This window comes from Frigoribacterium sp. CFBP 13707 (assembly GCF_014842245.1).
Classification (GTDB): Bacteria; Actinomycetota; Actinomycetes; order Actinomycetales; family Microbacteriaceae; genus Frigoribacterium; species Frigoribacterium endophyticum.
This window is the reverse complement of the sequence record NZ_JACYVL010000004.1, coordinates 229663-250053: the sequence shown is the minus strand read 5'-3', so window position 1 is coordinate 250053 and position 20391 is coordinate 229663. Positions and strand designations below refer to the sequence as shown.

The 20391-nt window shown below is 73.2% G+C and carries 17 protein-coding genes and 3 tRNA genes; 5 read left to right on the top strand and 15 right to left on the bottom strand.

Going from position 1 to position 20391, the window contains the following annotated elements:
- Positions 1-42 precede the first annotated feature (42 nt).
- Positions 43-2526 (bottom strand): ATP-dependent Clp protease ATP-binding subunit, encoded by a 2484-nt coding sequence (locus IFT45_RS10630; protein WP_056057913.1) that lies wholly within the window; start codon positions 2524-2526, stop codon positions 43-45.
- A 185-nt stretch (positions 2527-2711) separates the two neighbouring features.
- Here IFT45_RS10630 and IFT45_RS10625 point away from each other — a divergent pair, with 185 nt between their 5' ends.
- A complete protein-coding gene (locus IFT45_RS10625) occupies positions 2712-3758 on the top strand; it encodes an NAD(+)/NADH kinase (RefSeq protein WP_192046414.1) in 1047 nt (348 codons plus the stop codon).
- 116 nt (positions 3759-3874) lie between these two features.
- Here IFT45_RS10625 and IFT45_RS10620 read toward each other — a convergent pair whose 3' ends face one another.
- The 13 genes from IFT45_RS10620 to tilS form a co-directional block, all read right to left on the bottom strand.
- Positions 3875-4894, bottom strand: coding sequence for a sigma-70 family RNA polymerase sigma factor (locus IFT45_RS10620; protein ID WP_056057917.1), 1020 nt, complete (start codon positions 4892-4894; stop codon positions 3875-3877).
- Positions 4895-5480: 586 nt separating this feature from the next.
- A complete protein-coding gene (locus tag IFT45_RS10615; protein ID WP_056057920.1) occupies positions 5481-5663 on the bottom strand; it encodes a hypothetical protein in 183 nt (60 codons plus the stop codon).
- 77 nt (positions 5664-5740) lie between these two features.
- The gene (gene lysS / locus IFT45_RS10610) at positions 5741-7267 is read right to left on the bottom strand and encodes a lysine--tRNA ligase (RefSeq protein WP_192128057.1); all 1527 of its coding nucleotides are present in this window, start codon (positions 7265-7267) and stop codon (positions 5741-5743) included.
- A 67-nt stretch (positions 7268-7334) separates the two neighbouring features.
- Entirely contained in the window at positions 7335-8105 is a 771-nt protein-coding gene (locus tag IFT45_RS10605) for a Rossmann-like and DUF2520 domain-containing protein (RefSeq protein ID WP_056057925.1), read from the bottom strand.
- The gene (locus IFT45_RS10600; RefSeq protein WP_371810965.1) at positions 8102-10351 is read right to left on the bottom strand and encodes a PH domain-containing protein; all 2250 of its coding nucleotides are present in this window, start codon (positions 10349-10351) and stop codon (positions 8102-8104) included. The genes IFT45_RS10605 and IFT45_RS10600 overlap by 4 nt, the downstream gene beginning before the upstream one ends.
- The gene (locus IFT45_RS10595; protein WP_192046418.1) at positions 10348-10827 is read right to left on the bottom strand and encodes a PH domain-containing protein; all 480 of its coding nucleotides are present in this window, start codon (positions 10825-10827) and stop codon (positions 10348-10350) included. The genes IFT45_RS10600 and IFT45_RS10595 overlap by 4 nt, the downstream gene beginning before the upstream one ends.
- A 38-nt stretch (positions 10828-10865) precedes the next feature.
- Positions 10866-11339, bottom strand: coding sequence for a DUF3180 family protein (locus tag IFT45_RS10590; protein ID WP_167260846.1), 474 nt, complete (start codon positions 11337-11339; stop codon positions 10866-10868).
- The gene (gene folK, locus IFT45_RS10585; RefSeq protein ID WP_192128055.1) at positions 11336-12004 is read right to left on the bottom strand and encodes a 2-amino-4-hydroxy-6-hydroxymethyldihydropteridine diphosphokinase; all 669 of its coding nucleotides are present in this window, start codon (positions 12002-12004) and stop codon (positions 11336-11338) included. The genes IFT45_RS10590 and folK overlap by 4 nt, the downstream gene beginning before the upstream one ends.
- Positions 12001-12462: a dihydroneopterin aldolase gene (gene folB / locus IFT45_RS10580; RefSeq protein WP_371810964.1), complete on the bottom strand. Its 462-nt coding sequence runs from the start codon at positions 12460-12462 to the stop codon at positions 12001-12003. The genes folK and folB overlap by 4 nt, the downstream gene beginning before the upstream one ends.
- Positions 12459-13949, bottom strand: a complete 1491-nt coding sequence (folP, locus tag IFT45_RS17850; RefSeq protein ID WP_371810963.1) for a dihydropteroate synthase — start codon at positions 13947-13949, stop codon at positions 12459-12461. The genes folB and folP overlap by 4 nt, the downstream gene beginning before the upstream one ends.
- Positions 13950-14039: 90 nt before the next feature.
- Positions 14040-16037: an ATP-dependent zinc metalloprotease FtsH gene (ftsH, locus tag IFT45_RS10570; protein ID WP_056057937.1), complete on the bottom strand. Its 1998-nt coding sequence runs from the start codon at positions 16035-16037 to the stop codon at positions 14040-14042.
- Positions 16038-16197: 160 nt separating this feature from the next.
- Positions 16198-16749 (bottom strand): hypoxanthine phosphoribosyltransferase, encoded by a 552-nt coding sequence (gene hpt, locus IFT45_RS10565; RefSeq protein ID WP_056057941.1) that lies wholly within the window; start codon positions 16747-16749, stop codon positions 16198-16200.
- A 107-nt stretch (positions 16750-16856) separates the two neighbouring features.
- Positions 16857-17849: a tRNA lysidine(34) synthetase TilS gene (gene tilS / locus IFT45_RS10560; protein WP_192128053.1), complete on the bottom strand. Its 993-nt coding sequence runs from the start codon at positions 17847-17849 to the stop codon at positions 16857-16859.
- A 67-nt stretch (positions 17850-17916) separates the two neighbouring features.
- Between tilS and ppa the strand changes: the two genes are divergently transcribed.
- Positions 17917-18408: an inorganic diphosphatase gene (ppa, locus tag IFT45_RS10555; protein WP_056057947.1), complete on the top strand. Its 492-nt coding sequence runs from the start codon at positions 17917-17919 to the stop codon at positions 18406-18408.
- A gap of 64 nt (positions 18409-18472) precedes the next feature.
- On the opposite strand, the gene IFT45_RS10550 is transcribed toward ppa, so the two are convergent.
- The gene (locus tag IFT45_RS10550; RefSeq protein ID WP_056057951.1) at positions 18473-19768 is read right to left on the bottom strand and encodes a M23 family metallopeptidase; all 1296 of its coding nucleotides are present in this window, start codon (positions 19766-19768) and stop codon (positions 18473-18475) included.
- A gap of 261 nt (positions 19769-20029) precedes the next feature.
- Here IFT45_RS10550 and IFT45_RS10545 point away from each other — a divergent pair.
- From IFT45_RS10545 to IFT45_RS10535, 3 genes are all read left to right on the top strand, one after another.
- A tRNA-Glu gene (locus IFT45_RS10545) sits at positions 20030-20102 on the top strand.
- Positions 20103-20166: 64 nt separating this feature from the next.
- Positions 20167-20240 (top strand) — tRNA-Asp (locus tag IFT45_RS10540).
- A gap of 59 nt (positions 20241-20299) precedes the next feature.
- Positions 20300-20375 (top strand) — tRNA-Phe (locus IFT45_RS10535).
- Positions 20376-20391: the final 16 nt, after the last annotated feature.

The window sequence follows — 20391 nt, the reverse complement described above, 5'->3', positions numbered from 1 at the left end:
CCCTCGGGCGTCACTGCGGGTGAGACCCGCACGGGGTACTGCCTAGTCGTCGCTCTTCTCGAGCACGAGCACCTCGTCGCGGCCCTGCTGGCGGGTCGTGGTGAAGACGAACTCGCCGTCGACGTAGTCGACCACGACGTGGTCGCCGGCCGTCAGGTCGCCCGTGAGGATGCGCTCGGAGAGGCGGTCCTCCACCTCGTGCTGGATGGCACGACGCAGCGGGCGAGCACCCAGGGCCGGGTCGAAGCCGACCTGGATGAGGCGCTCCTTGGCGGGCACCGTCAGCATGGCCGTCATGTCGCGGTCGAGCAGACGCTCGCTGAGGCGCTTGACGAACAGGTCGACGATCTGGAGCAGCTCGGGGCCCGACAACTGCGGGAAGACGATGGTGTCGTCTACCCGGTTGAGGAACTCGGGCTTGAAGTGCTTCTTGAGCTCCTCGTTGACCTTGGCGCGCATGCGGTCGTAGCCGGTCGCGGTGTCGCCCTCGATCTGGAAGCCGACGGGGCCGCCGGCGATGCCCTTCGAGCCGAGGTTGGTCGTCATGATGATGACCGTGTTCTTGAAGTCGACGACACGACCCTGGCCGTCGGTCAGACGACCCTCCTCGAGCACCTGCAGCAGGCTGTTGAAGATGTCGGGGTGGGCCTTCTCGATCTCGTCGAACAGCACCACGGAGAACGGCTTGCGACGCACCTTCTCGGTGAGCTGGCCGCCCTCCTCGAAGCCGACGAACCCGGGAGGGGCACCGAAGAGGCGCGAGACGGTGTGCTTCTCGCCGAACTCCGACATGTCGAGGCTGATCAGCGCGCCCTCGTCGTCGAAGAGGAACTCGGCGAGCGCCTTGGCCAGCTCGGTCTTGCCGACGCCCGTGGGCCCCGCGAAGATGAACGAGCCGGAGGGGCGGTTCGGGTCCTTCAGGCCGGCACGCGTGCGGCGGATGGTCTTGGAGAGCGCCGCGATGGCCTCCTCCTGACCGATGACGCGCTGGTGCAGCGCCTGCTCCATGAAGACGAGACGCGAGGTCTCCTCCTCGGTGAGCTTGAAGACCGGGATGCCCGTCGCCTGGGCCAGCACCTCGGCGATGATGCCCTCGTCGACGGTGCCGCCGGCTCCGGCCTCGCCTGAGCGCCACTGCTTCTCGAGGCGGAGGCGCTCACCGAGCAGCTTCTTCTCCTCGTCGCGGAGCGACGCGGCCTTCTCGAAGTCTTGGTCCTCGATGGCGGCTTCCTTCTGGGCGCGCACACCGGCGATGCGGTCGTCGAACTCGCGCAGCTCCGGCGGGGCCGACAGGATCGAGAGGCGCAGGCGGGCTCCGGCCTCGTCGATCAGGTCGATGGCCTTGTCGGGCAGGAAGCGGTCGCTCACGTAGCGGTCGGCGAGGTTCGCCGCCGAGACGATCGCGCCGTCGGTGATGGACACCTTGTGGAAGGCCTCGTACTTGTCGCGGAGGCCCTTGAGGATGTTGATCGTGTGGGGCAGCGACGGCTCGTTGACCTGCACCGACTGGAAGCGGCGCTCGAGGGCGGCGTCCTTCTCGAAGTGCTTGCGGTACTCGTCGAGCGTCGTGGCGCCGATGGTCTGCAGCTCGCCGCGGGCCAGCAGCGGCTTGAGGATCGACGCGGCGTCGATCGCGCCCTCGGCGGCGCCCGCACCCACGAGGGTGTGGATCTCGTCGATGAAGACGATGATGTCGCCGCGCGTGCGGATCTCCTTCGTGACCTTCTTCAGGCGCTCCTCGAAGTCACCGCGGTAGCGGCTGCCGGCGATGAGCGAGCCGAGGTCGAGCGAGTAGAGCTGCTTGTCCTTCAGGGTCTCGGGCACCTCGCCCTTGACGATGGCCTGCGCGAGGCCCTCGACGACGGCGGTCTTGCCGACGCCGGGCTCGCCGATCAGCACGGGGTTGTTCTTCGAGCGGCGGGAGAGGATCTGCATGACCCGCTCCATCTCCTTCTCGCGACCGATGACCGGGTCGAGCTTGTTGTCGCGCGCGGCCTGGGTCAGGTTGCGGCCGAACTGGTCGAGGACCTGGCTGCCGCCCTGCGTGCCCTGCTGCTGCTCGCCTCCCACGGCCACCGCCTCCTTGCCCTGGTAGCCGGACAGGAGCTGGATGACCTGCTGGCGGACCCGGTTGAGGTCGGCGCCGAGCTTCACGAGGACCTGGGCGGCGACGCCCTCGCCCTCGCGGATCAGGCCGAGCAGGATGTGCTCGGTGCCGATGTAGTTGTGGCCGAGCTGGAGGGCCTCGCGGAGGCTGAGCTCCAGGACCTTCTTCGCGCGCGGCGTGAAGGGGATGTGACCGGTGGGCTGCTGCTGGCCCTGGCCGATGATGTCCTGGACCTGCTCGCGCACGGCGTCGAGCGAGATGCCCAGCGACTCGAGGGCCTTGGCGGCGACGCCCTCGCCCTCGTGGATGAGCCCGAGCAGGATGTGCTCGGTACCGATGTAGTTGTGGTTGAGCATCTTCGCCTCTTCCTGGGCGAGGACGACGACGCGACGGGCACGGTCGGTGAATCTCTCGAACATCTTCTCTTGCTCCCTCGGTGGCGGGGTGGGAGTGGCGCCACCGCTCATGCAGTCGGTGCCAACTGGGGGCAGCACCGGTGTCTGTTGTCGAGAGTAACCACGGGCCCTGGGGTTCGCAGCCCCTGTTCGCTGGGGGCGTGACGGAGGTGCAGCGACCTGTCGGAGGGCGCCGGTACGGTCGCTGCATGGGCACCTTCACCGTCGGTCTCGTGCCGCACCCCACCAAGTCCGTGGCCGAGTCGGTCGCGATCCTCTGCGCCTGGAAGCAGGACGGCCTGCCCGGCAAGGGCGACGTGCTGCTGATCGCGCTGCAGAGCGACGAGCACCGGGTCGCGGGCGCGGTCGAGCTGGTCGACGAGCGGTCGTTCCGCGACCGGGTCGACGTCGTGGTCGCCCTCGGCGGCGACGGCACGATGCTCGGCGCGATGCGCCTCGTGGCCGACCGCCCCGTGCCGGTGCTCGGCGTGAACTACGGCAACCTGGGTTTCCTCGTCGAGGTCGAGCCCGCCGACCTGCCCGACGCGCTCGAGCGCCTCGCCGCGAAGCGCTTCTCGCTCGAGCCGCACCACGCCGTCGAGGTGGTGCACTCGACCTCGACCGACGAGCACACCTTCCTCGCGTTCAACGACGTCTCGATCGCGCGCCGCCCGGGCGAGGGCGTCGTCACGGCCGACCTCGTCGTCGACGGCACGCCCTACGGCCACTACAAGGCCGACGCGATCATCGTCGCGACGAGCGCCGGCTCGACCGCCTACAACTACGCCGCGGGCGGGCCGGTCATGTCGCCCGCCGTCGCGGCGACGCTCATCACCCCGGTCGCCCCGATGTCGGGCATCGACCGCTCGGTGGTGCTCGGGCCGGGCGAGGCCCTGCGCTTCCAGGTCGGCGCGGGCACCCGCTCGGCGGCGCTCGAGGTCGACGGCCGCGTGGTCGCCGACGTCAGCGAGGGCTGCGTCGTGTCGATGCGGCTGCAGCGCGAGGCCGGGCAGGTGATCCGCTTCGACGCCGGGCGGCACGCGACGAAGGGGCGGCTGAAGCTCAGCCTGCTCGACCTGCCGCTGCGCGAGGACCAGCTGCTCGAGCTCGTGCCGAGCGACGTCCGCGCCAAGTTCAAGGCCCGGACGGCGCACCGCCGCGGCGGGCTCGTCTCCGCGGCGCAGCTCGAGGCCGAGGCGGCGGAGGTCGTGGCGAGCGTCGAGGCCGAGGACGAGGCGGGCGACGCCGCCTCCTGACCTGACCCCGGAGGCCCCGGGGAGGCGCGGGGCGGCACACGACGGAGGGCCGCCTCCCCGGGGCGGGGAGGCGGCCCTCTCGTGGTCGTGCAGGTGCAGTGGACGCTGCCGCCGGACTACTGCAGGTAGAGCTGCAGGTCCTGGCTGACGGCCTTGGCGAACATGCGCAGGCGGGCGCGGCTCTCGACGCGCGAGACGGCCTGGCGCGAGCTGTGCACGCGCTTGCTGATCTCGTCGAGGGTCATCGGCTGGTCGTCGTCGAGGCCGAAGCGCATGCGGATCACGCGGGCCTCGTCCTCCGGCAGCGTCGCCACGAGGGCGTGCATGTCGCGGTTCAGCAGCGAGTTCTCGGTGGCGGCCGTCGGCGACGGCGTCTCCTCGTCCTCGATGAAGTCGCCCAGCTCGCTGTCCTCGGCGTCGCCGACGACGGTGTGGATCGACACGGGCTCGTGCGAGCGCGACTTGAGCTCGACCAGGTCGGCGACCTCCATCGCGACCTCGGCGGCGACCTCCTCGACGGTGGGCGCACGGCCCAGGTCGACGGTCAGGTCGCGCTCGGCGCGCGAGATGCGGTTGATGCGCTCCACCGTGTGCACGGGGATGCGGATGGCACGCGCCTTGTCGGCGAGGCCGCGGGCGATGGCCTGACGGATCCACCAGGTGGCGTAGGTCGAGAACTTGTAGCCCTGCGTGTAGTCGAACTTCTCGACCGCGCGCACCAGGCCGAGGTTGCCCTCCTGGATGACGTCCATGAAGGGGAGGCCGCGCTGCGTGTAGCGCTTGGCGATGCTGACGACGAGGCGGAGGTTCGCGGTGATCATGCGGTCCTTCGCACGCTCGCCGTCGTGCTGCAGCCAGCGGAGGTCGCGCATCGTCTCGGCGTGCGCCTTCGTGCGGACCTTCTTGACGGCGTCGGCGGCCTGGAGCTCCTTGAGCTTCTCGCCGGCGAAGAGGCCGACCTCGATGCGGCGGGCGATCTCCGTCTCCTCCGCGGCGTCGAGGAGGGGCATGCGGCCGATGTGGCGGAGGTAGTCGCCCACCTGGTCGGTGGAGGCACCTCGCACCTGCGAGAGGACCTCGACCTCGGTGTCGTCGGTGGTGTCCGTGGTGGTGTTGCGCGTGGTGACGGTAGTCATCGTTTCTCTCCCTGCTCGAATTCAGACCGTGGTGTCGTGTCGAATAGTTCGTGAAGCTCTTCGGCGTACTTCGAGTCTGGTGCCAGCACGAAATGACACTGGTGTCATTCAGGCAGTTCACAAGGTTGTTCGGAGGGCACGTACAGGGTTTCGAGTGCTTCGGGGGACGAACGGGGTGCGGCTTTGACTCGGGGCACATCGCGGGTGTAGGCCCGGTCGGGGTGTCACGGGGTACGGCTTCCTGGGTGCGACCCCCGTGCATCCCCATGAACACGCGGATCGCGGGGTGTCAAGCGAACACTGCGCGACTGTCCACCGAACGCGCCGGGGTACGCGGCGACCGGCTGACCCCGCCCCCGGGGAGGGGGACACCGAGGCCTGCGGGAGGCGCCCCTCAGCCCCCCGAGACCACCCGGGTGAGCAGGGGGTCGAGAGCGCGGTCGCGGGCGTGCCGCCGCCCGCCGCGGGCGAGGTCGCCGCGGGAGGGGTAGTGGGCTGACGACGACGAACGAGGTGACCCGTCCGGGCCCCTCCACGAGGGAGAGGACCCAGGACGAGTCACCTCGTCAGAGCTCGGAGCGGCGCCTCAGCGGCCGGAGCGCTCCTCGGCCTCGGCGCGGGCGCGCTCCTCCGCCTCGATCTGCGAGTAGACGGTCCGCTCGGTGCGGTCGGCTCGGAGCAGCGACCGGACGGCGAACCAGAAGATCAGCCCGACGACGATGGTCGGGGTCACGGCGAAGAGCGCAGCTCCCCAGAAAGTCTCAGGCACTCCACAAGGGTATGCGATGGTGCCCGGGAGTCCACCGGGTACCGCGGCCGGCCCTCACGAGCCGACCCGCGCCTCCCTCACTTGACGAGCGGGAAGAGGATCGTCTCGCGGATGCCGAGGCCGGTGATCGCCATCAGCAGGCGGTCGATGCCCATGCCCATGCCGCCGCTCGGCGGCATGCCGTGCTCGAGCGCGCGGAGGAAGTCCTCGTCGAGGCGCATCGCCTCCGCGTCGCCGCGGGCCGACAGCGCGGCCTGCTCGACGAAGCGCTCGCGCTGGATCACCGGGTCGACGAGCTCCGAGTACGCCGTCGCCAGCTCGAAGCCGCGCACGTAGAGGTCCCACTTCTCGACCACGCCGGCCTTCGACCGGTGCTGGCGCACGAGCGGGCTCGTGTCGACCGGGAAGTCGACGACGAAGGTGGGGCGGTCGAGCGACGGCTTGACGAAGTGCTCCCAGAGCTCCTCGACCAGCTTGCCGTGCGTCTCGTGCGGCACGACGAGCTCGACCGAGTCGGCGAGCTCCTGCAGCTCGGCGACCGTCGTCTCGGGCGTGATCTCGCGGCCGGCGGCCTCGCTGAGCGACTCGTACATCGGCACGCGGGCCCACTCGCCGCCGAGGTCGTACTCCGAGCCGTCGGCGAGGGTGACGAGGTGCGAGCCGGACACGGCGTGCGCGGCGTTCTGCACGAGCTCCTGCGTGAGGCGGGCCATCTGCTCGTAGTCGCCGTACGCCTGGTAGGCCTCGACCATCGCGAACTCGGGCGAGTGGGTGGAGTCGGCGCCCTCGTTGCGGAAGTTGCGGTTGATCTCGAAGACGCGGTCGATGCCGCCGACCACCGCGCGCTTGAGGAACAGCTCGGGAGCGATGCGGAGGAAGAGCTCGGTGTCGAAGGCGTTGCTGTGCGTCTGGAACGGACGCGCCGCGGCGCCGCCGTGCATCGTCTGGAGCATCGGGGTCTCGACCTCGAGGTACTCGTACGAGTCGAAGGTGCGACGCAGCGACGAGACGGCCGCGGCCCGGGCCCGGACCGTCGCCCGCGCCTGGTCGCGCACGATCAGGTCGAGGTAGCGCTGGCGCACGCGCGTCTCTTCGCTGAGCTCGGAGTGCAGGTTCGGCAGCGGCAGGATCGCCTTCGCGGCGATGCTCCACTCGGCGACCATGATCGACAGCTCGCCCCGCCGCGACGAGATGACCTCGCCCTTCACGAAGACGTGGTCGCCGAGGTCGACGAGCTCCTTCCAGTCGGCGAGCGCCTGCTCGCCGACGGCCGCGAGCGAGACCATCGCCTGGATGCGCGTGCCGTCGCCGGCCTGCAGCGCGGCGAAGCAGAGCTTGCCGGTGTTGCGCGCGTGCACGACGCGGCCGGCCAGGCCGACGACGTCGCCGGTCTCGGCGCCGGGCTCGAGGTCGGCGTGGCGGGCACGGACGGCGGCGATCGTGTCGGTCACCGGCACGCCCACGGGGTAGGCCTCGCGGCCCGACTCGAGCAGGCGGGCGCGCTTCTCGAGGCGCACCTGCTTCTGCTCCGACGCCTCACGGGCCGCCTCGGCCTCGGCGGCCGCCTCGTCGGTGGGGGTGCTGGTGTCGGGGGCGTCGGTCATGTGCGAGGGGCTCCTGCAGGGGACGAGGGGTGGAGGCGGTGCGGGCGGTGCGGGTCGAGCCCGGACCTCACGCCCCGTGCCGCGGTGACGGCCCGTCGTCGGCCGACGGGCGCCCGAACGGCGCAGTGTCGATGGTACCGGGGCCCACCGACCCCTCGGCGACGGCGAGGGCGCGGTCCATGGCCGAGCGGACGAGCGGCGCGATCACGCGACCGGGGTCGGGCACGCCGAGCTCGGCGAGCATGCCGACCGACTGGGTGACGATCGCCGCCGAGAACTCGGACGCGGTGGCGACGGCCTCGGCGTAGCGCGGCCGGTCGGCCTCCGCGACGAGCACCGGCTCGGCGCCCATCTCGACGACGAGCGCCTGGCCGATCGGCTGCACCGGCACCGGCGCGGTGACCGCGCAGTACGCCTCGCGCAGCCGCACCAGGTCGATGGTCGTGCCGGTGAAGGTGAGGGCGGGGTGGATCGCGAGCGGGATCGCCCCGGCCTGCAGCGCGGGGCGGAGCACCTCGAGCCCGTGCACGGGCGACGTGTGCACGACGAGCTGGCCGGCCTGCCAGGCGCCGGTCGCGGCCAGGCCCGTGACGAGGTCGGCGAGCTGGTCGTCGGGCACCGCGAGCAGCACGAGCTCGGAGCGCTCGACGATCTGCTGCACGGTCAGCACCGGAGCACCGGGCAGGATCGCCTCGGCGCGGTCGCGGCTGCGCTCGGAGACGGCCGAGATGCCGACGATCGCGTGGCCGGCCGCGGCGAGCGCGGCGCCGAGCACGGGCCCGACGCGGCCGGCGCCGACGACTCCGATGCCGAGGCGTCCGCTCTGCTGGGGGCTCATCGGGGGTCGTCCTCTCGGTGGCGGGCGGGGGCGGGGGTGGGTGCGGAGGCGGGTGCGGGTGCGGACGCCGGCGTCGGCGTCGGGGCTGGTGCGGGGGCCGGTGCCGGTGCCGGTGCCGGGGCGGGTGCGCGTGGCGGTGCCGGGGCGGGTGCCGGCGGGGCGTCCGGGGGCGTGACGGGCGTCGGCGACCCGACCCGCGACTCCTCGGGGGGAATCCGAGAGGGATCCGACGCAGCGAGCCCGTTCTCCGCGGCTGCCTGGTCGCTCGCGGCCGGATCACTCTCAAATTTGAGAGCAGGGGCAGGGGCAGGGGCAGGAGCAGGAGCAGGAGCAGGAGCGGGGGCAGGAGGGGCGGGAGCGGCGGGAGCGGGAACGGCGGGGGCGGCAGCAGGGACCGGGGAGGCGGCGGGCACGATGCCAGGAGCGGTGGCGGGAGCCGGAGCGGTGGCAGGAGCGGCGGCGGGGGCCGGGGAGGCGGGGGGCTCGGCCGCCGAGGCGACGGCGAGCCAGCGGTGGGTGCGGTCGGCCCGGGCGGCCTCGACGCCGTCGCGGGCGGCTCCGGTGAAGAAGGCGAGGGCGTCGGCCTCGTCGAGGGCGCCGATCTGGGCGGTGATCGGCCCGGCGACCGTGTGCAGGTGCACGGCGGCGAGGCGGAGCCGCCGCAGCAGCGGTCCCTGGTGCAGGCTCACGCTCTGCACCCGGGGCAGCGGCACGATGATCAGCTCACGCCAGATCGCGCCCTTCCGCAGCAGCAGCGCGCCGGGCGCCGCCCGGAAGCCGTTGCGCCGCCACGAGAACCAGCGCAGCACCGCGGCCCGACGCGGCGACGTCGTGAAGCCGCCGTCGGAGCCGCGCGACGTGAGGCCGTCCTCGACGAGCCGCAGCGTGTGCGAGGCGTGCTCGTCGGCCGCGGCGCGCAGGTCGTCGGGGGGCGAGGCCGCCGCAGCGGGCCCTGGCGGGCCGTCGGCGACCACCGTCGGCGCCCCGTCCGCGTCGGCCTCCGCCGCCGCCGCGAGCCCGACGAGCTCGGGCAGCACGAGCTCGAGCACCCGGCGCACGTCGCCCTCGTCGCCCACGGGCAGCAGCACGCTCGCGCCCTGCTGCCCCGTCGACGACGACGCCGCCGTGCTCGACCGCGAGGCGCGGTTGATGCTGATCTCCCACCAGCCGAACGGTCGCCAGAGCAGCGGCTGGCTCACGCGCACCGAGTGGATGCGCCCGGGCGGCAGCGTCTCGTTCGTGGTGGAGAAGAGGCCGTAGCCGATGCGGATGCCGTCACGGGTGCCGGCGATGCTGTACCGCAGCGACTTCGACACCCGGTTGACGTAGTAGCCGCCTGAGCCGAGTACGGCCGGCAGCAGCGCGAAGAGCAGGAACCACTCCCCCGTCAGCCGCACCGTGACGACGACGGCGATCGCGGCGGCGACGATGAACAGCGTGTAGCCGCTGAGCACGACCGAGCCGACCAGCCTGCGGAGGTCGACCCGCACGACCGACTCGGGAGGCGCCTCCTCGGTGCCGTCCGCGAGGAACTCCGCGGCGCGCTGCTCGACGAGGCCGACGAAGCCCGGCCGCCCGGCCGGCCCCTTCGCCAGCGAGACCCCCTCGGCGCGCTGGGCCCCGGAGGCGCGGCGCAGGATCTCGCGTCGGAGGTCGTCGGCCGAGGCGGAGCGCAGGTACGCGAGGCTGACGTTGGCGTCGTCGCCCGCCTGGCTGACCTCGAGCTTGGCGGCGCCGAACAGCCGCGCGAGGACGGGCCGCTGCACGGCGATGCCCTGCACCCGGTCGAGACGGGCCCGACGCTCGGTGCGGAAGACGATGCCGCTCCGCACCTCCACGGTCTCTTCGGTGACGCGGAACGTGTTCATCCGCCAGGCCAGCCAGAAGAAGGTCGAGAGCACGGCCACGACGACGACGAGTCCGAGCAGCACCCAGCCGAGCAGGCCGTGGTCGACGACGTAGCCGAACGGGTCGCCGTCGTCGCCCCCGCGGCGCCCGCTGACGATGCCGGCGACGAGCTGCACGACCCAGTCGCGCGCGTTGTAGACGATGATGCCGAGGGCGACGATCAGCGCGGTGCCGCCGCGGAGCAGGGGCGTCGCCGGGTGCAGCCGGTGCCACTCGCCGTCGGTGAGGGCCGCGACCTCGGCGGGGGCCGGCGGGCCGGCGGGGCCAGCGCGACCGGCCGGGCCGACGGAGCCGGCGGGATCGGCCGGCCCCGGAGCCGGCGGCCCGACGTCGGTCACAGCCCCGCCCGCCTCGACTCGGCGAGCTCGACCAGGCGGTCGCGCAGCGCCTCCGCCTCGGCCTCGGGCACCCCGGGGATGGTCACGGCCGACGACGCGGCCGCCGTCACGAACTTGAGGTCGCTGAGCCCGAGGGCGCGCACGACCGGCCCGCGGTTGATGTCGATGAGCTGCATGCGGCCGTAGGGCACGGCGACGACGCGGGTGAACAGGACGCCCTTGCGCAGCAGCAGGTCGTCGTCGCGCAGCTGGTAGCCGATGGCCCGCACGCGCCGCGGCACGAACGCGCAGACGAGGAGGGTGACGACGACCAGCCCGGCCGTGAGGAGGCGCCACCACAGCGAGTCGAGGAACCACAGCGGCAGGGTGGCCGCCGCCACGACGAGACCCGTGACGAGCCAGCCGATCACCTCGGGCCAGACGTACCGCGGCGAGACGCCCGTCCAGGTCGCGTCGGCGACGTCGAGTCGGCTCATGGCGGTCCTCCGGGGCGGTGCGGTCGGCGGGCGTGCTCTCAGGCGGCCTGGGCCCCCGGCCCGCCGTCGTCGTCGTCACCGGGCGGCACGGTGCACATGTGCTCGGCGACGATCCCCCCGACGAGGAGGCCGAGGCCCCCCACGACGGCCACGACCGCGGGCACGACGGAGCCTACTGCCACCCCCACGCCGCGCGTCGTCATGAACAGCAGGACCCCGCCGGCGCCGCCGCCGAAGAGCGCCCCGGCCAGGCTGCTGGCCTTCGCGAGCAGCAGCACCCGGGTCGCGTAGTACGGGTCGACGCGCTCGGTGCGCGAGCCCCGGGCCACGCGGCGGACCGGCATCGCCATCGTCACGACGATGCCGCCGATGGCGAGCAGCACGAGCCCGAGCACCACGGGCGGCACGATCGACGGCCGACCGGTCGCGACGAGCGCCGCGTCGAGCACGAAGCCGACCACGAGGGCGACGACGGCGAGGCCGATCAGGGTGGCGGGGCGGGTGTGTCTCACGCGTCGGCTCCGGGGGTGTGGTCGGGGGCGGGGGCGGCGGGCTCGGAGCGCACGGCGGTGGGAGCACGCTCGGCGGGCGGCCAGAGCGCGCCGGCTCCCGCGACCGGCCGGGTGCGGTCGGGCAGCGCGGCGAGCAGGTCGGCGACGCGCCCTGCCCGGCCGAGCCGCGCCTCCGGCTCGACCTGCAGCCAGGGCTCGAGCACGAAGGCCCGCCCGGCGGCGCGCGGGTGGGGCAGCGTGAGGCGCGGGTCGTCGCTCTCGTCGTCGCCGAGCACGACCACGTCGAGGTCGAGGGTGCGGTCCCCCCAGCGCTCGGTGCGCACCCGGCCCCGGTCGGACTCGATCGACTGCAGGGCCGCCAGCAGGTCGAGACCCCCGAGGGTGGTGTCGACGAGGGCGACGGCGTTGAGGTAGTCGGGCTTGCTCTCGTCGGGCCCGTCGAGCGTGACGGCCACCGACGAGACGGGGGCGGACGCTGCGACGACGTGCACCCCGTCGACGGCGTCGAGGGCCGCGACGGCGTCGCGGAGCAGCCCGTCGCGGTCGCCGAGGTTGGAGCCGAGCGCGATCACCGCGCGACGGGCGAGGGGCCCGGGAGGCGCGGTGGGGGAGCCGGGGACCGGGACGGAGCCGGGGCCGGAGCGCGCGGGCCCCGCCGTGCTCACGCGCGCTCCCGGACGACGGTGATCGACACGTCGCCGAACGGCACCGTGATCGGCGCGTGGGGCTTGTGCACCGTGACCTCGGCCCGCACCGCGGCGGGGAACGACAGCACGACGTGCGCGAGCCGCTCGGCGAGGGTCTCGACGAGGTCGACCGGGTCGCGCTCGACGGCGGCGACGAGCTGCTCGGCGAGCACGCCGTAGTGGACGGTCTGCGCGAGGTCGTCGCCGTCGGCGGCCGGCGCGGCGTCGAGGTGCACGACGACGTCGACCACGAACTCCTGGCCGTCGCGGCGCTCGTGCTGGAAGACGCCGTGGTGGCCGGTGGCCCGCACGCCGCTCAGGCGCAGCACGTCCAGGCCGCGCGGCACGAGACGGAGGGCCGGGGCGGCGGGAGCAGCGCCGGCGGCAGCAGCGCCGGCGGCGTCCGCGACGCCGCCCACCGGCACCTCGGCGGTCACGCGTGCCTCGCCGGTCGCGCGGGCACGGCGGCGCCCTGCCAGGCGTGCAGCACGTCGAGGGCGACGCGGGTGCCGGCCGCGTCGTGCACGCGCACCGCCCACACGCCGGCCTGGGCCGCGAGCACGCTCACCACGGCGGTGGGGAGGTCGCGGTGCTCGGGCGGAGCGCCGTCGGGCAGCAGCTCGCCGAGGAACCTCTTGCGCGACGCCCCCACCAACAGCGGCTGGCCGAGGCGGGCCAGCTCGGGCAGGGCCGCGAGCACGCGCCAGTTCTGGGCGGCGTCCTTCGAGAAGCCGACGCCGGGGTCGAGCACGAGGCGGTCGAGGCGCACGCCCCGGCCCGCGAGGGCGTCGACGCGGGCGGCGAGCTCGTCGCGGACGCGGCGGGCGACGTCGCCGCCGTAGTCGGGCGCGCCGCGGCCGTGCTCGAGGTGACCGCGCCAGTGCATGGCGACGAAGAGCCGCTCGGTCTCGGCGGCCACGTCGGCCATCGCGTCGTCGGCGAGGCCGCCCGAGACGTCGTTGATGACGTCGGCGCCGGCCTCGACGGCGGCGCGCGCCGTGGAGGCGTTCATCGTGTCGACGCTGACCCGTACGCCCTCGGACGCCAGCTCGCGGACGACGGGCAGCACCCGGCGCTGCTCCTCGAGGGGGTCGACCCGGGACGCCCCGGGGCGCGTCGACTCGCCGCCGACGTCGACGAGGTCGGCACCCGCGGCGACCAGCTCGCGCGCGTGGTCGAGGGCCGCGCCGAGGCCGACCCAGCGACCGCCGTCGCTGAAGGAGTCGGGGGTCACGTTGAGGATGCCCATCACCAGGGCGCGGCCTCCGTCGGCGGGCAGCAGGTCGAGCGGGACGGCCGGGCGGGACCGGACGACGACGGGCGCCGCGTCGGCTCCCCGACGCCGTGCGCGCTCACCACGGGGCCGGCCGGGCTCGACCGAGGAGCGCGGGGGCCCGTCGACCAGCCCGGGGGCGGCGTGCGAGCCGACCCGGGTGCGCTCGGCGCCGACGGGCAGCGGGCCGTCGAAGCGGCCCCCCGCGACGAGGCGACGGCCGGAGGCGCGGGTCGGCTCGGCCTCGCCGCCCGCCTGCACGGGGGTCGAGACCGCGCGTCGCGACACGGCGTCGCGCGCCGGCGTCGGCTGCGCGGGCTGCGCCGAGGGCGACTCGGCGGGAGTCGGCGTCGGCTGCGCCGGGGTCCGGGCCGGCGGCACGCGGATCACCGCGGCGGGCACCTCCGCCGCTGCCCGCGTCGCCGGAGTGTGCGTCACGGGAGGGAGCTGGGCGGGCGGCCGGACGGCGGCCGTCTCGTCGAGGGCGAGCGCGAGGCGTCGCTCCGTGCCGGAGGCCGGGGCCGACGTCGGCGGAGCGTCGACCTCGACCGGGTCGGGGTACCGCTCGCGCCCGCGGGGCCGCCTCCACGCCGGAGCGTCGGGCGCGGCGGCCGGGTCGCGGCGGGAGCCGCCGGTCGGCGAGTCGGTCACGAGGTGCTCCTTGCCATCAGGCCTACGGTTCGACTGACCAGGCTACCGACCGGGGCGGGAGCTCCACACCGCCCCGGTCGGGTGGCCCGCTCAGGCCGTGGCGATGCCGGGAGCGGTGCGCGGCGGGCGCTTGCGGGTCGTGAGGCCCTCGGGCTCCGGCTCGGAGCCGACCCCGCCGTCGACGGCGTCGGCGTCGACGGGCGCCTTCGTCGGCATCGGGATCGCGGGGCGGTCCGACACGGGGCGCTTGTCGCTGGAGAGCCACTGCGGGCGCTCGGGCAGCTTCTTGACGTCCTTGAAGATCTCCGCCAGCTCGTCGTGGTCGAGGGTCTCCTTCTCGAGGAGCTCGGCGGCGAGGTGGTCGAGGATGTCGCGGTTGTCGTTGATGACGGCCCAGGCCTCGTCGTGCGCCTGCTCGAGCAGCACGCGCACCTCGGCGTCGACGGTCTCGGCGATCGTCTCCGAGTAGTCGCGCTGGCCCATGTCGCGGCCCATGAACTGCTCGCCCGAGCCCTGGCCGAGCTTGACCGAGCCGACCTTGTTGCTCATGCCGAACTCGGTGACCATCTTGCGGGCGGTGCCCGTGGCCTTCTCGATGTCGTTCGAGGCACCGGTGGTCGGGTCGTGGAAGACGAGCTCCTCCGCGACGCGGCCGCCCATGGCGTAGGTGAGCTGGTCGAGCAGCTCGTTGCGGGTCACGCTGTACTTGTCCTCCAGGGGAAGCACCATCGTGTAGCCCAGGGCACGGCCGCGCGGCAGGATCGTGATCTTCGTGACCGGGTCGGTGTGGCGCATCGCCGCGGCGGCGAGGGCGTGGCCGCCCTCGTGGTACGCGGTGATGAGCTTCTCGTGGTCGTTCATGATGCGGCTGCGGCGCTGCGGGCCGGCCATGACGCGGTCGACGGCCTCGTCGAGGGCGCGGTTGTCGATCAGCTGCGCGTTCGAGCGAGCCGTCAGCAGCGCAGCCTCGTTGAGCACGTTCGCCAGGTCGGCACCGGTGAAGCCCGGCGTCTTGCGGGCCAGCACCTCGAGGTTGACGGAGGCGGCGAGGGGCTTGCCCTTGCCGTGCACTTCGAGGATCTGCTTGCGGCCGTCGAGGCCCGGGGCGTCGACGCCGATCTGGCGGTCGAAGCGGCCGGGGCGCAGGAGGGCGGGGTCGAGCACGTCGGGACGGTTGGTCGCCGCGATCAGGATGACGTTGGTCTTGACGTCGAAGCCGTCCATCTCGACGAGCAGCTGGTTCAGCGTCTGCTCGCGCTCGTCGTTGCCGCCGCCGACGCCGGCGCCGCGGTGGCGGCCGACGGCGTCGATCTCGTCGACGAAGATGATGGCGGGGGAGTTCTGCTTGGCCTGCTCGAAGAGGTCACGGACTCGGCTGGCGCCGACGCCGACGAACATCTCGACGAAGTCCGAGCCGGAGATCGAGAAGAACGGCACGCCGGCCTCGCCGGCGACGGCGCGGGCCAGCAGGGTCTTGCCGGTGCCGGGAGGGCCGTAGAGCAGCACGCCCTTGGGGATGCGCGCACCGACGGCCTGGAACTTCGCGGGCTCCTTGAGGAACTCCTTGATCTCCTCGAGCTCCTCGATGGCCTCGTCGGCGCCGGCCACGTCGGTGAACATGACCTGCGGCGTCTCCTTCGACGCGAGCTTGGCCTTGGACTTGCCGAACTGCATGACCTTGCTGCCGCCGCCCTGCATCGACGAGAGCAGGAACCAGAAGATGGCGCCGATGATCACGAAGGGCAGGAGGACGCTCAGCAGCGAGAGGAACCAGTTGCCCTGCGTGACGTTGTCGTCGAAGCTCTCGAGCTTCGCGTCGTCGACCGCCTGGACGACCTCGTCGCCGCGGGGGGTCGCGTAGTAGAACTGCTGCTGCTCGTCGCCGTCCTTCAGGACGAGGTCGACGCGCTGCTCGTTGCTGAAGATGGTCGCCGAGGAGACCTTGTCGTCGTTCAGAGCCTCGAGGCCCTTCTGGGTCGACACGCGCGTCGAGCCGGAGGCGCTGATGACGCTCCAGCCGATCCCGATGCCGAGCACCGCGATCACGACGTAGATGATCGGTCCGCGGAAGAGTTTCTTGAGGTCCATGTCAGTACGGGCGGAGCCCGACACCTTTCTGCAGGGAGAACGTGAGGGAGAGGTTACCTCGCGTCCCCTCGGGGGCTGGTGGGTGTTCGCTCTGAGCGGTCGGGGAGCCCCTCACTGGGGCAACGGCCCCCGTCGGGCCCTCAGCCCGCCCGGGCCCCGGTCAGCTGTAGACGTGGGGCGCCAGCACCCCGACGCCGCGCAGGTTGCGGTACTTCTCGTCGAAGTCGAGGCCGTACCCCACGACGAAGTCGTTGGGGATCTCGTAGCCGACGTACTTCACGTCGACCTGCACCTTGGCAGCGGCAGGCTTGCGGAGCAGGGCGAAGATCTCGACGGAGGCGGCACCGCGGCTCTTGAGGTTCTCGAGCAGCCACGAGAGGGTCAGGCCCGAGTCGATGATGTCCTCGACGATGATGACGTCGCGACCGTGCAGGTCGGTGTCCAGGTCTTTCAGGATGCGCACGACGCCCGACGACTTCGTCCCCGAGCCGTACGACGACACGGCCATCCAGTCCATCGGCGCGTTGAGCTTCAGCTCGCGCGCGAAGTCGGCCATCACCATGACGGCGCCCTTGAGCACGCCCACGAGCAGCGGGTCACGGCCGGCGTAGTCGACCTCGACCTGGCGGGCGACCTCCGCGATCTTCGCGTGGATCTGCTCCTCGGTGTAGAGGACGCTGGTGAGGTCGCCGTCGATGTCGCTGAGTTCCATGGGCGCGCGTTCTCCTGGGGGGTCGGGGATGACGGGGTGGGGGCGACGACGTCGGAGGTGACGACGTCGGGGGCGAGGGGCGGCGGCGCTGGTCGAGCGGCCGGGCCTCAGGCGGTGCCGGCGGCGCTGAAGTGCAGCACGCCCCCGGTGCGCTCCACTGTAACGCCCGGCAACGAGACGGCTCCCTGGCCGTGCCAGTCGGTCACGAGGCGGGCGACCTCGAGGGTCTGCGCGCGGCTGAGGACCACACCGAACTCGCCCTCGACGGCCAGCCGGATCAAGCGCTGTCGGAGCGCGGCCGGGTCGGCCGCGAGCGCACGGACGTCGAGCGAGATGCCGGCCTCGGCGTGGTCGGCGACCTCCTCGGCCTGCTCCTCGGCGAAGTGGTCGAGCGCCTCGGAGTCCTCGCGCAGCTGCGCCGCGGTGCGGACGAGGGCCTCCGCGACGCCGGGGCCGAGCTCGCGCTCGAGCACCGGCAGCACGACCTGCCGGACGCGCACGCGGGCGAACGAGGCGTCGTCGTTGTGCGGGTCGAGCCAGGGGTCCAGCCCGAGGTCGGCGCAGGAGGCGCGGGTCGTCTCCCGCCGGACGGCCAGCAGCGGCCGTCGCCACGGCCCCCGCACCGCGTCCATCCCGTGCAGGCTGGTGGGCCCGCTCCCCCGCGCGAGCCCGAGCAGCACGGTCTCGGCCTGGTCGTCGAGGGTGTGGCCGAGGAGCACCGCGACCGCACCGGTCTCGGCCGTGACCTCGCGCAGGGCCCGGTAGCGCGCCTCCCGGGCTGCCCCCTCCGGGCCGCCCTCGACGCCGACGGCGACGCGGCGGACGACCACCGGGGCGAGCCCGAGCGCCGTCGCCTGGGAAGCGGCCGCGGCCGCCACCTCGGCCGACCCGGCCTGCAGCCCGTGGTCGACCACGACGGCTCCGGCCCGCAGCCCCGCCCGGGGCGCCTCGAACGCGGTCGCCGCGGCGAGCGCCAGCGAGTCGGGCCCGCCGCTCAGGGCGACGAGCACGAGGGAGTCGGCGGCCAGGTCGCCGAGGGAGCCGCGGACGGCCCGGCGGACGTCGGCCATGGCGGGGGTCAGACGCGGTCTGTCGGGCATCTTGTAACGTTACCGGCAGCCGCCGACCGGTCTGGTCGGCACCCCCACGACTGAACCAGGAGCACCCATGGCCGCGTACGACGCCGTGATCGAGATCCCCAAGGGAAGCCGCAACAAGTACGAGGTCGACCACGAGACCGGTCGCGTCTACCTCGACCGCGTGCTCTTCACCGGCTTCGTCTACCCGACCGACTACGGGTTCTTCGAGAACACCCTCGGCCTCGACGGCGATCCCGTCGACGTGCTCGTGCTGCTCGACTACCCGCTCTTCCCCGGCGTGGGCGTGAAGGTCCGCCCCGTGGGCGTCTTCAACATGACCGACGACGGCGGCAGCGACGCCAAGGTCATCGCCGTGCCGGCGAAGGACCCGCGCTGGGAGCACATCCAGGACGTCACCGACGTGCCGGAGTTCCTCCGCAAGGAGATCGAGCACTTCTTCGAGCACTACAAGGACCTCGAGCCCGGCAAGTGGGTCAAGACCGAGGGCTGGGGCGACGCCGCCGAGGCCGAGGCCATCGTCGAGGCCGGCATCGTGAAGCTGGCGGCCGAGGGCCACTGACCCGCACCCGCCGACGCCGGAGGGCCCGACACCTGCTGGTGTCGGGCCCTCCGTCGTCGTGCCGCTAGAGGCGGATGCCGCGCTGCGCCATGAAGTCGACCGGGTTGGCGGGCGTGCCGCCGACGCGCGTCTCGAAGTGCAGGTGGCATCCGGTCGAGTTGCCGGTCGAGCCGACGTGGCCGATCTGCTGCCCGACCTCGACGTGCTGGCCCACGCTCACCGTGATGCCGCCGTTCGGCTGGTGCCCGTAGCCGGTGGTGACGCCGCCGCCGTTGTCGAGCAGGACGAAGTTGCCGTAGCCGCCGTACCAGCCGGCGTAGCTCACCGTGCCGCTCGTCGCCGCGAAGATCGGCGTGCCGCAGGCCGCGGCGAGGTCGGTGCCCGCGTGCAGGATGTAGGCGTGCGTGACCGGGTTCACCCGCATGCCGAAGCCGCTCGAGATGTTCCCGCCCGACGGGCGCGTCCAGCCGGCGCTCGAGACGACGCCGGTGGGGGTGCCGTTCGTGGGGCTGCCCAGGCGGGCCGCCTCGGCGGCGGCGGCGGCCTCGGCGGCCTTGCGCTCGGCCTCGCCCTTCTCGAACTCCTCCTTGGTCGTGGTGAGGTCCGACTGGAGGATCGCGAGCTGCGTGTCGAGCCGGCTCTTGTTCTCCTCCTGGGCGGCCACGGCGTCCGCCGCGGCCTGGGCGGCCTCGTTGGCCGCCGCCAGCGCGTCCTCCGCCTCGACGGCCAGGGCCTTGAGCGCCGTGGCGGCGACGTCGGCCTGGTCGCTGAGCGACTGGGCGGTGTTGCGGTCCTGCGTGGCCTGCGAGTAGATGCCGTCGGCCTGCTCGGTCAGCTTCGACATGGCGCCGATCTTGTACAGCAGCTCGTTGGCGTCGCCCGGGTCGGCGATCAGGCTGCTGCTGATGTCGTTGCCGCCCGACGAGCGGCCGAGCTGGGCGGCGAGCTGGCCCGCGCGCTCCTCGCTGGCGGCGGCGACGGCGTCCGCGGCGTCGGCCTGGTCCTGCAGCTGGCCGAGCTTGAACTCGGCCTGGTCGTAGGCGGTCTGCGCCTCCTCGTAGGCCGCGCCCTTCGCGACGGCGTCGGCGTTCGCGGCCTCGAGGTCGGTCGAGAGCTGGGCGAGGAGGCCCGTGATGGTGGCGATCTCGGCGGCCTTCGCGTCCGTGTTCGCCTGGGCGGCGGCGACCTGCTCCCACGTGGGGTAGTCGGCGGCCCGGGCGGGAGTGGGGGCGGCGAGCACGCTGCCGGTGACGGCCAGCGAGAGGGCGGCGGCGACGAGGGCGAGGCGGACGGGGCGGCGGTCGCTGCTCGTGAGGAGGCCGCGGGCGGCACGCGGCCGTCGGGGGGAGGTCGAGATCATGAGGCATCACCGGTTCGTCGTGGTCGAGGCGCCGTGCGGCTCCGCCCGGCCGGGCGCAGGGCCGTCGCGACCAAGCATCAAGGACAGGTCGAACCTAGCTCCCGCTCCCCCCTCCGAGCGAGACCCCCGTCGGTGTGGCGACGGGGCGTCGCGGTCGTGAGGGACCCTCCTGGACCGGGGAGGCGCCTCCCCGGTTTGCATCGTGGCCGCGGGTTGCGTATGCTCCTTCCTCGGTTGCTCTGTGATCTTCCGAGGTCACTCGGCCCCATCGTTTAGTGGCCTAGGACACCGCCCTTTCACGGCGGCAGCACGGGTTCGAATCCCGTTGGGGTCACGGTTCCAGCAATGGTCTCGAGTCCGGTAGCATCGTTCACGGAAACACCACGCACCACCAGTTTGGCCCTGTAGCGCAGTTGGTTAGCGCGCCGCCCTGTCACGGCGGAGGTCGCCGGTTCAAGTCCGGTCAGGGTCGCAGCGACGGGTCACCCCGTCCGAGAGGCACCGCCTCTCACCAGGAGCTACGGCTCCCTCGGCTGGGTAGCTCAGTTGGTAGAGCGTTCGACTGAAAATCGAAAGGTCCGCGGATCGACGCCGCGTCCAGCCACCACGAAGCCCCCGGCCCC

What these genes read in the sequence shown, in the direction of transcription:
- IFT45_RS10625 (WP_192046414.1), top strand. Translation starts at nt 2,712, where the DNA reads ATGGGCACCTTCACCGTCGGTCTCGTGCCGCACCCCACCAAGTCCGTG.
- IFT45_RS10630 (WP_056057913.1), bottom strand. Translation starts at nt 2,526, where the DNA reads ATGTTCGAGAGATTCACCGACCGTGCCCGTCGCGTCGTCGTCCTCGCC.
- ftsH (WP_056057937.1), bottom strand. Translation starts at nt 16,037, where the DNA reads ATGGACCTCAAGAAACTCTTCCGCGGACCGATCATCTACGTCGTGATC.
- ppa (WP_056057947.1), top strand. Translation starts at nt 17,917, where the DNA reads ATGGCCGCGTACGACGCCGTGATCGAGATCCCCAAGGGAAGCCGCAAC.
- tilS (WP_192128053.1), bottom strand. Translation starts at nt 17,849, where the DNA reads ATGCCCGACAGACCGCGTCTGACCCCCGCCATGGCCGACGTCCGCCGG.
- IFT45_RS10595 (WP_192046418.1), bottom strand. Translation starts at nt 10,827, where the DNA reads ATGAGCCGACTCGACGTCGCCGACGCGACCTGGACGGGCGTCTCGCCG.
- IFT45_RS10605 (WP_056057925.1), bottom strand. Translation starts at nt 8,105, where the DNA reads ATGAGCCCCCAGCAGAGCGGACGCCTCGGCATCGGAGTCGTCGGCGCC.
- lysS (WP_192128057.1), bottom strand. Translation starts at nt 7,267, where the DNA reads ATGACCGACGCCCCCGACACCAGCACCCCCACCGACGAGGCGGCCGCC.
- IFT45_RS10550 (WP_056057951.1), bottom strand. Translation starts at nt 19,768, where the DNA reads ATGATCTCGACCTCCCCCCGACGGCCGCGTGCCGCCCGCGGCCTCCTC.
- IFT45_RS10620 (WP_056057917.1), bottom strand. Translation starts at nt 4,894, where the DNA reads ATGACTACCGTCACCACGCGCAACACCACCACGGACACCACCGACGAC.
- hpt (WP_056057941.1), bottom strand. Translation starts at nt 16,749, where the DNA reads ATGGAACTCAGCGACATCGACGGCGACCTCACCAGCGTCCTCTACACC.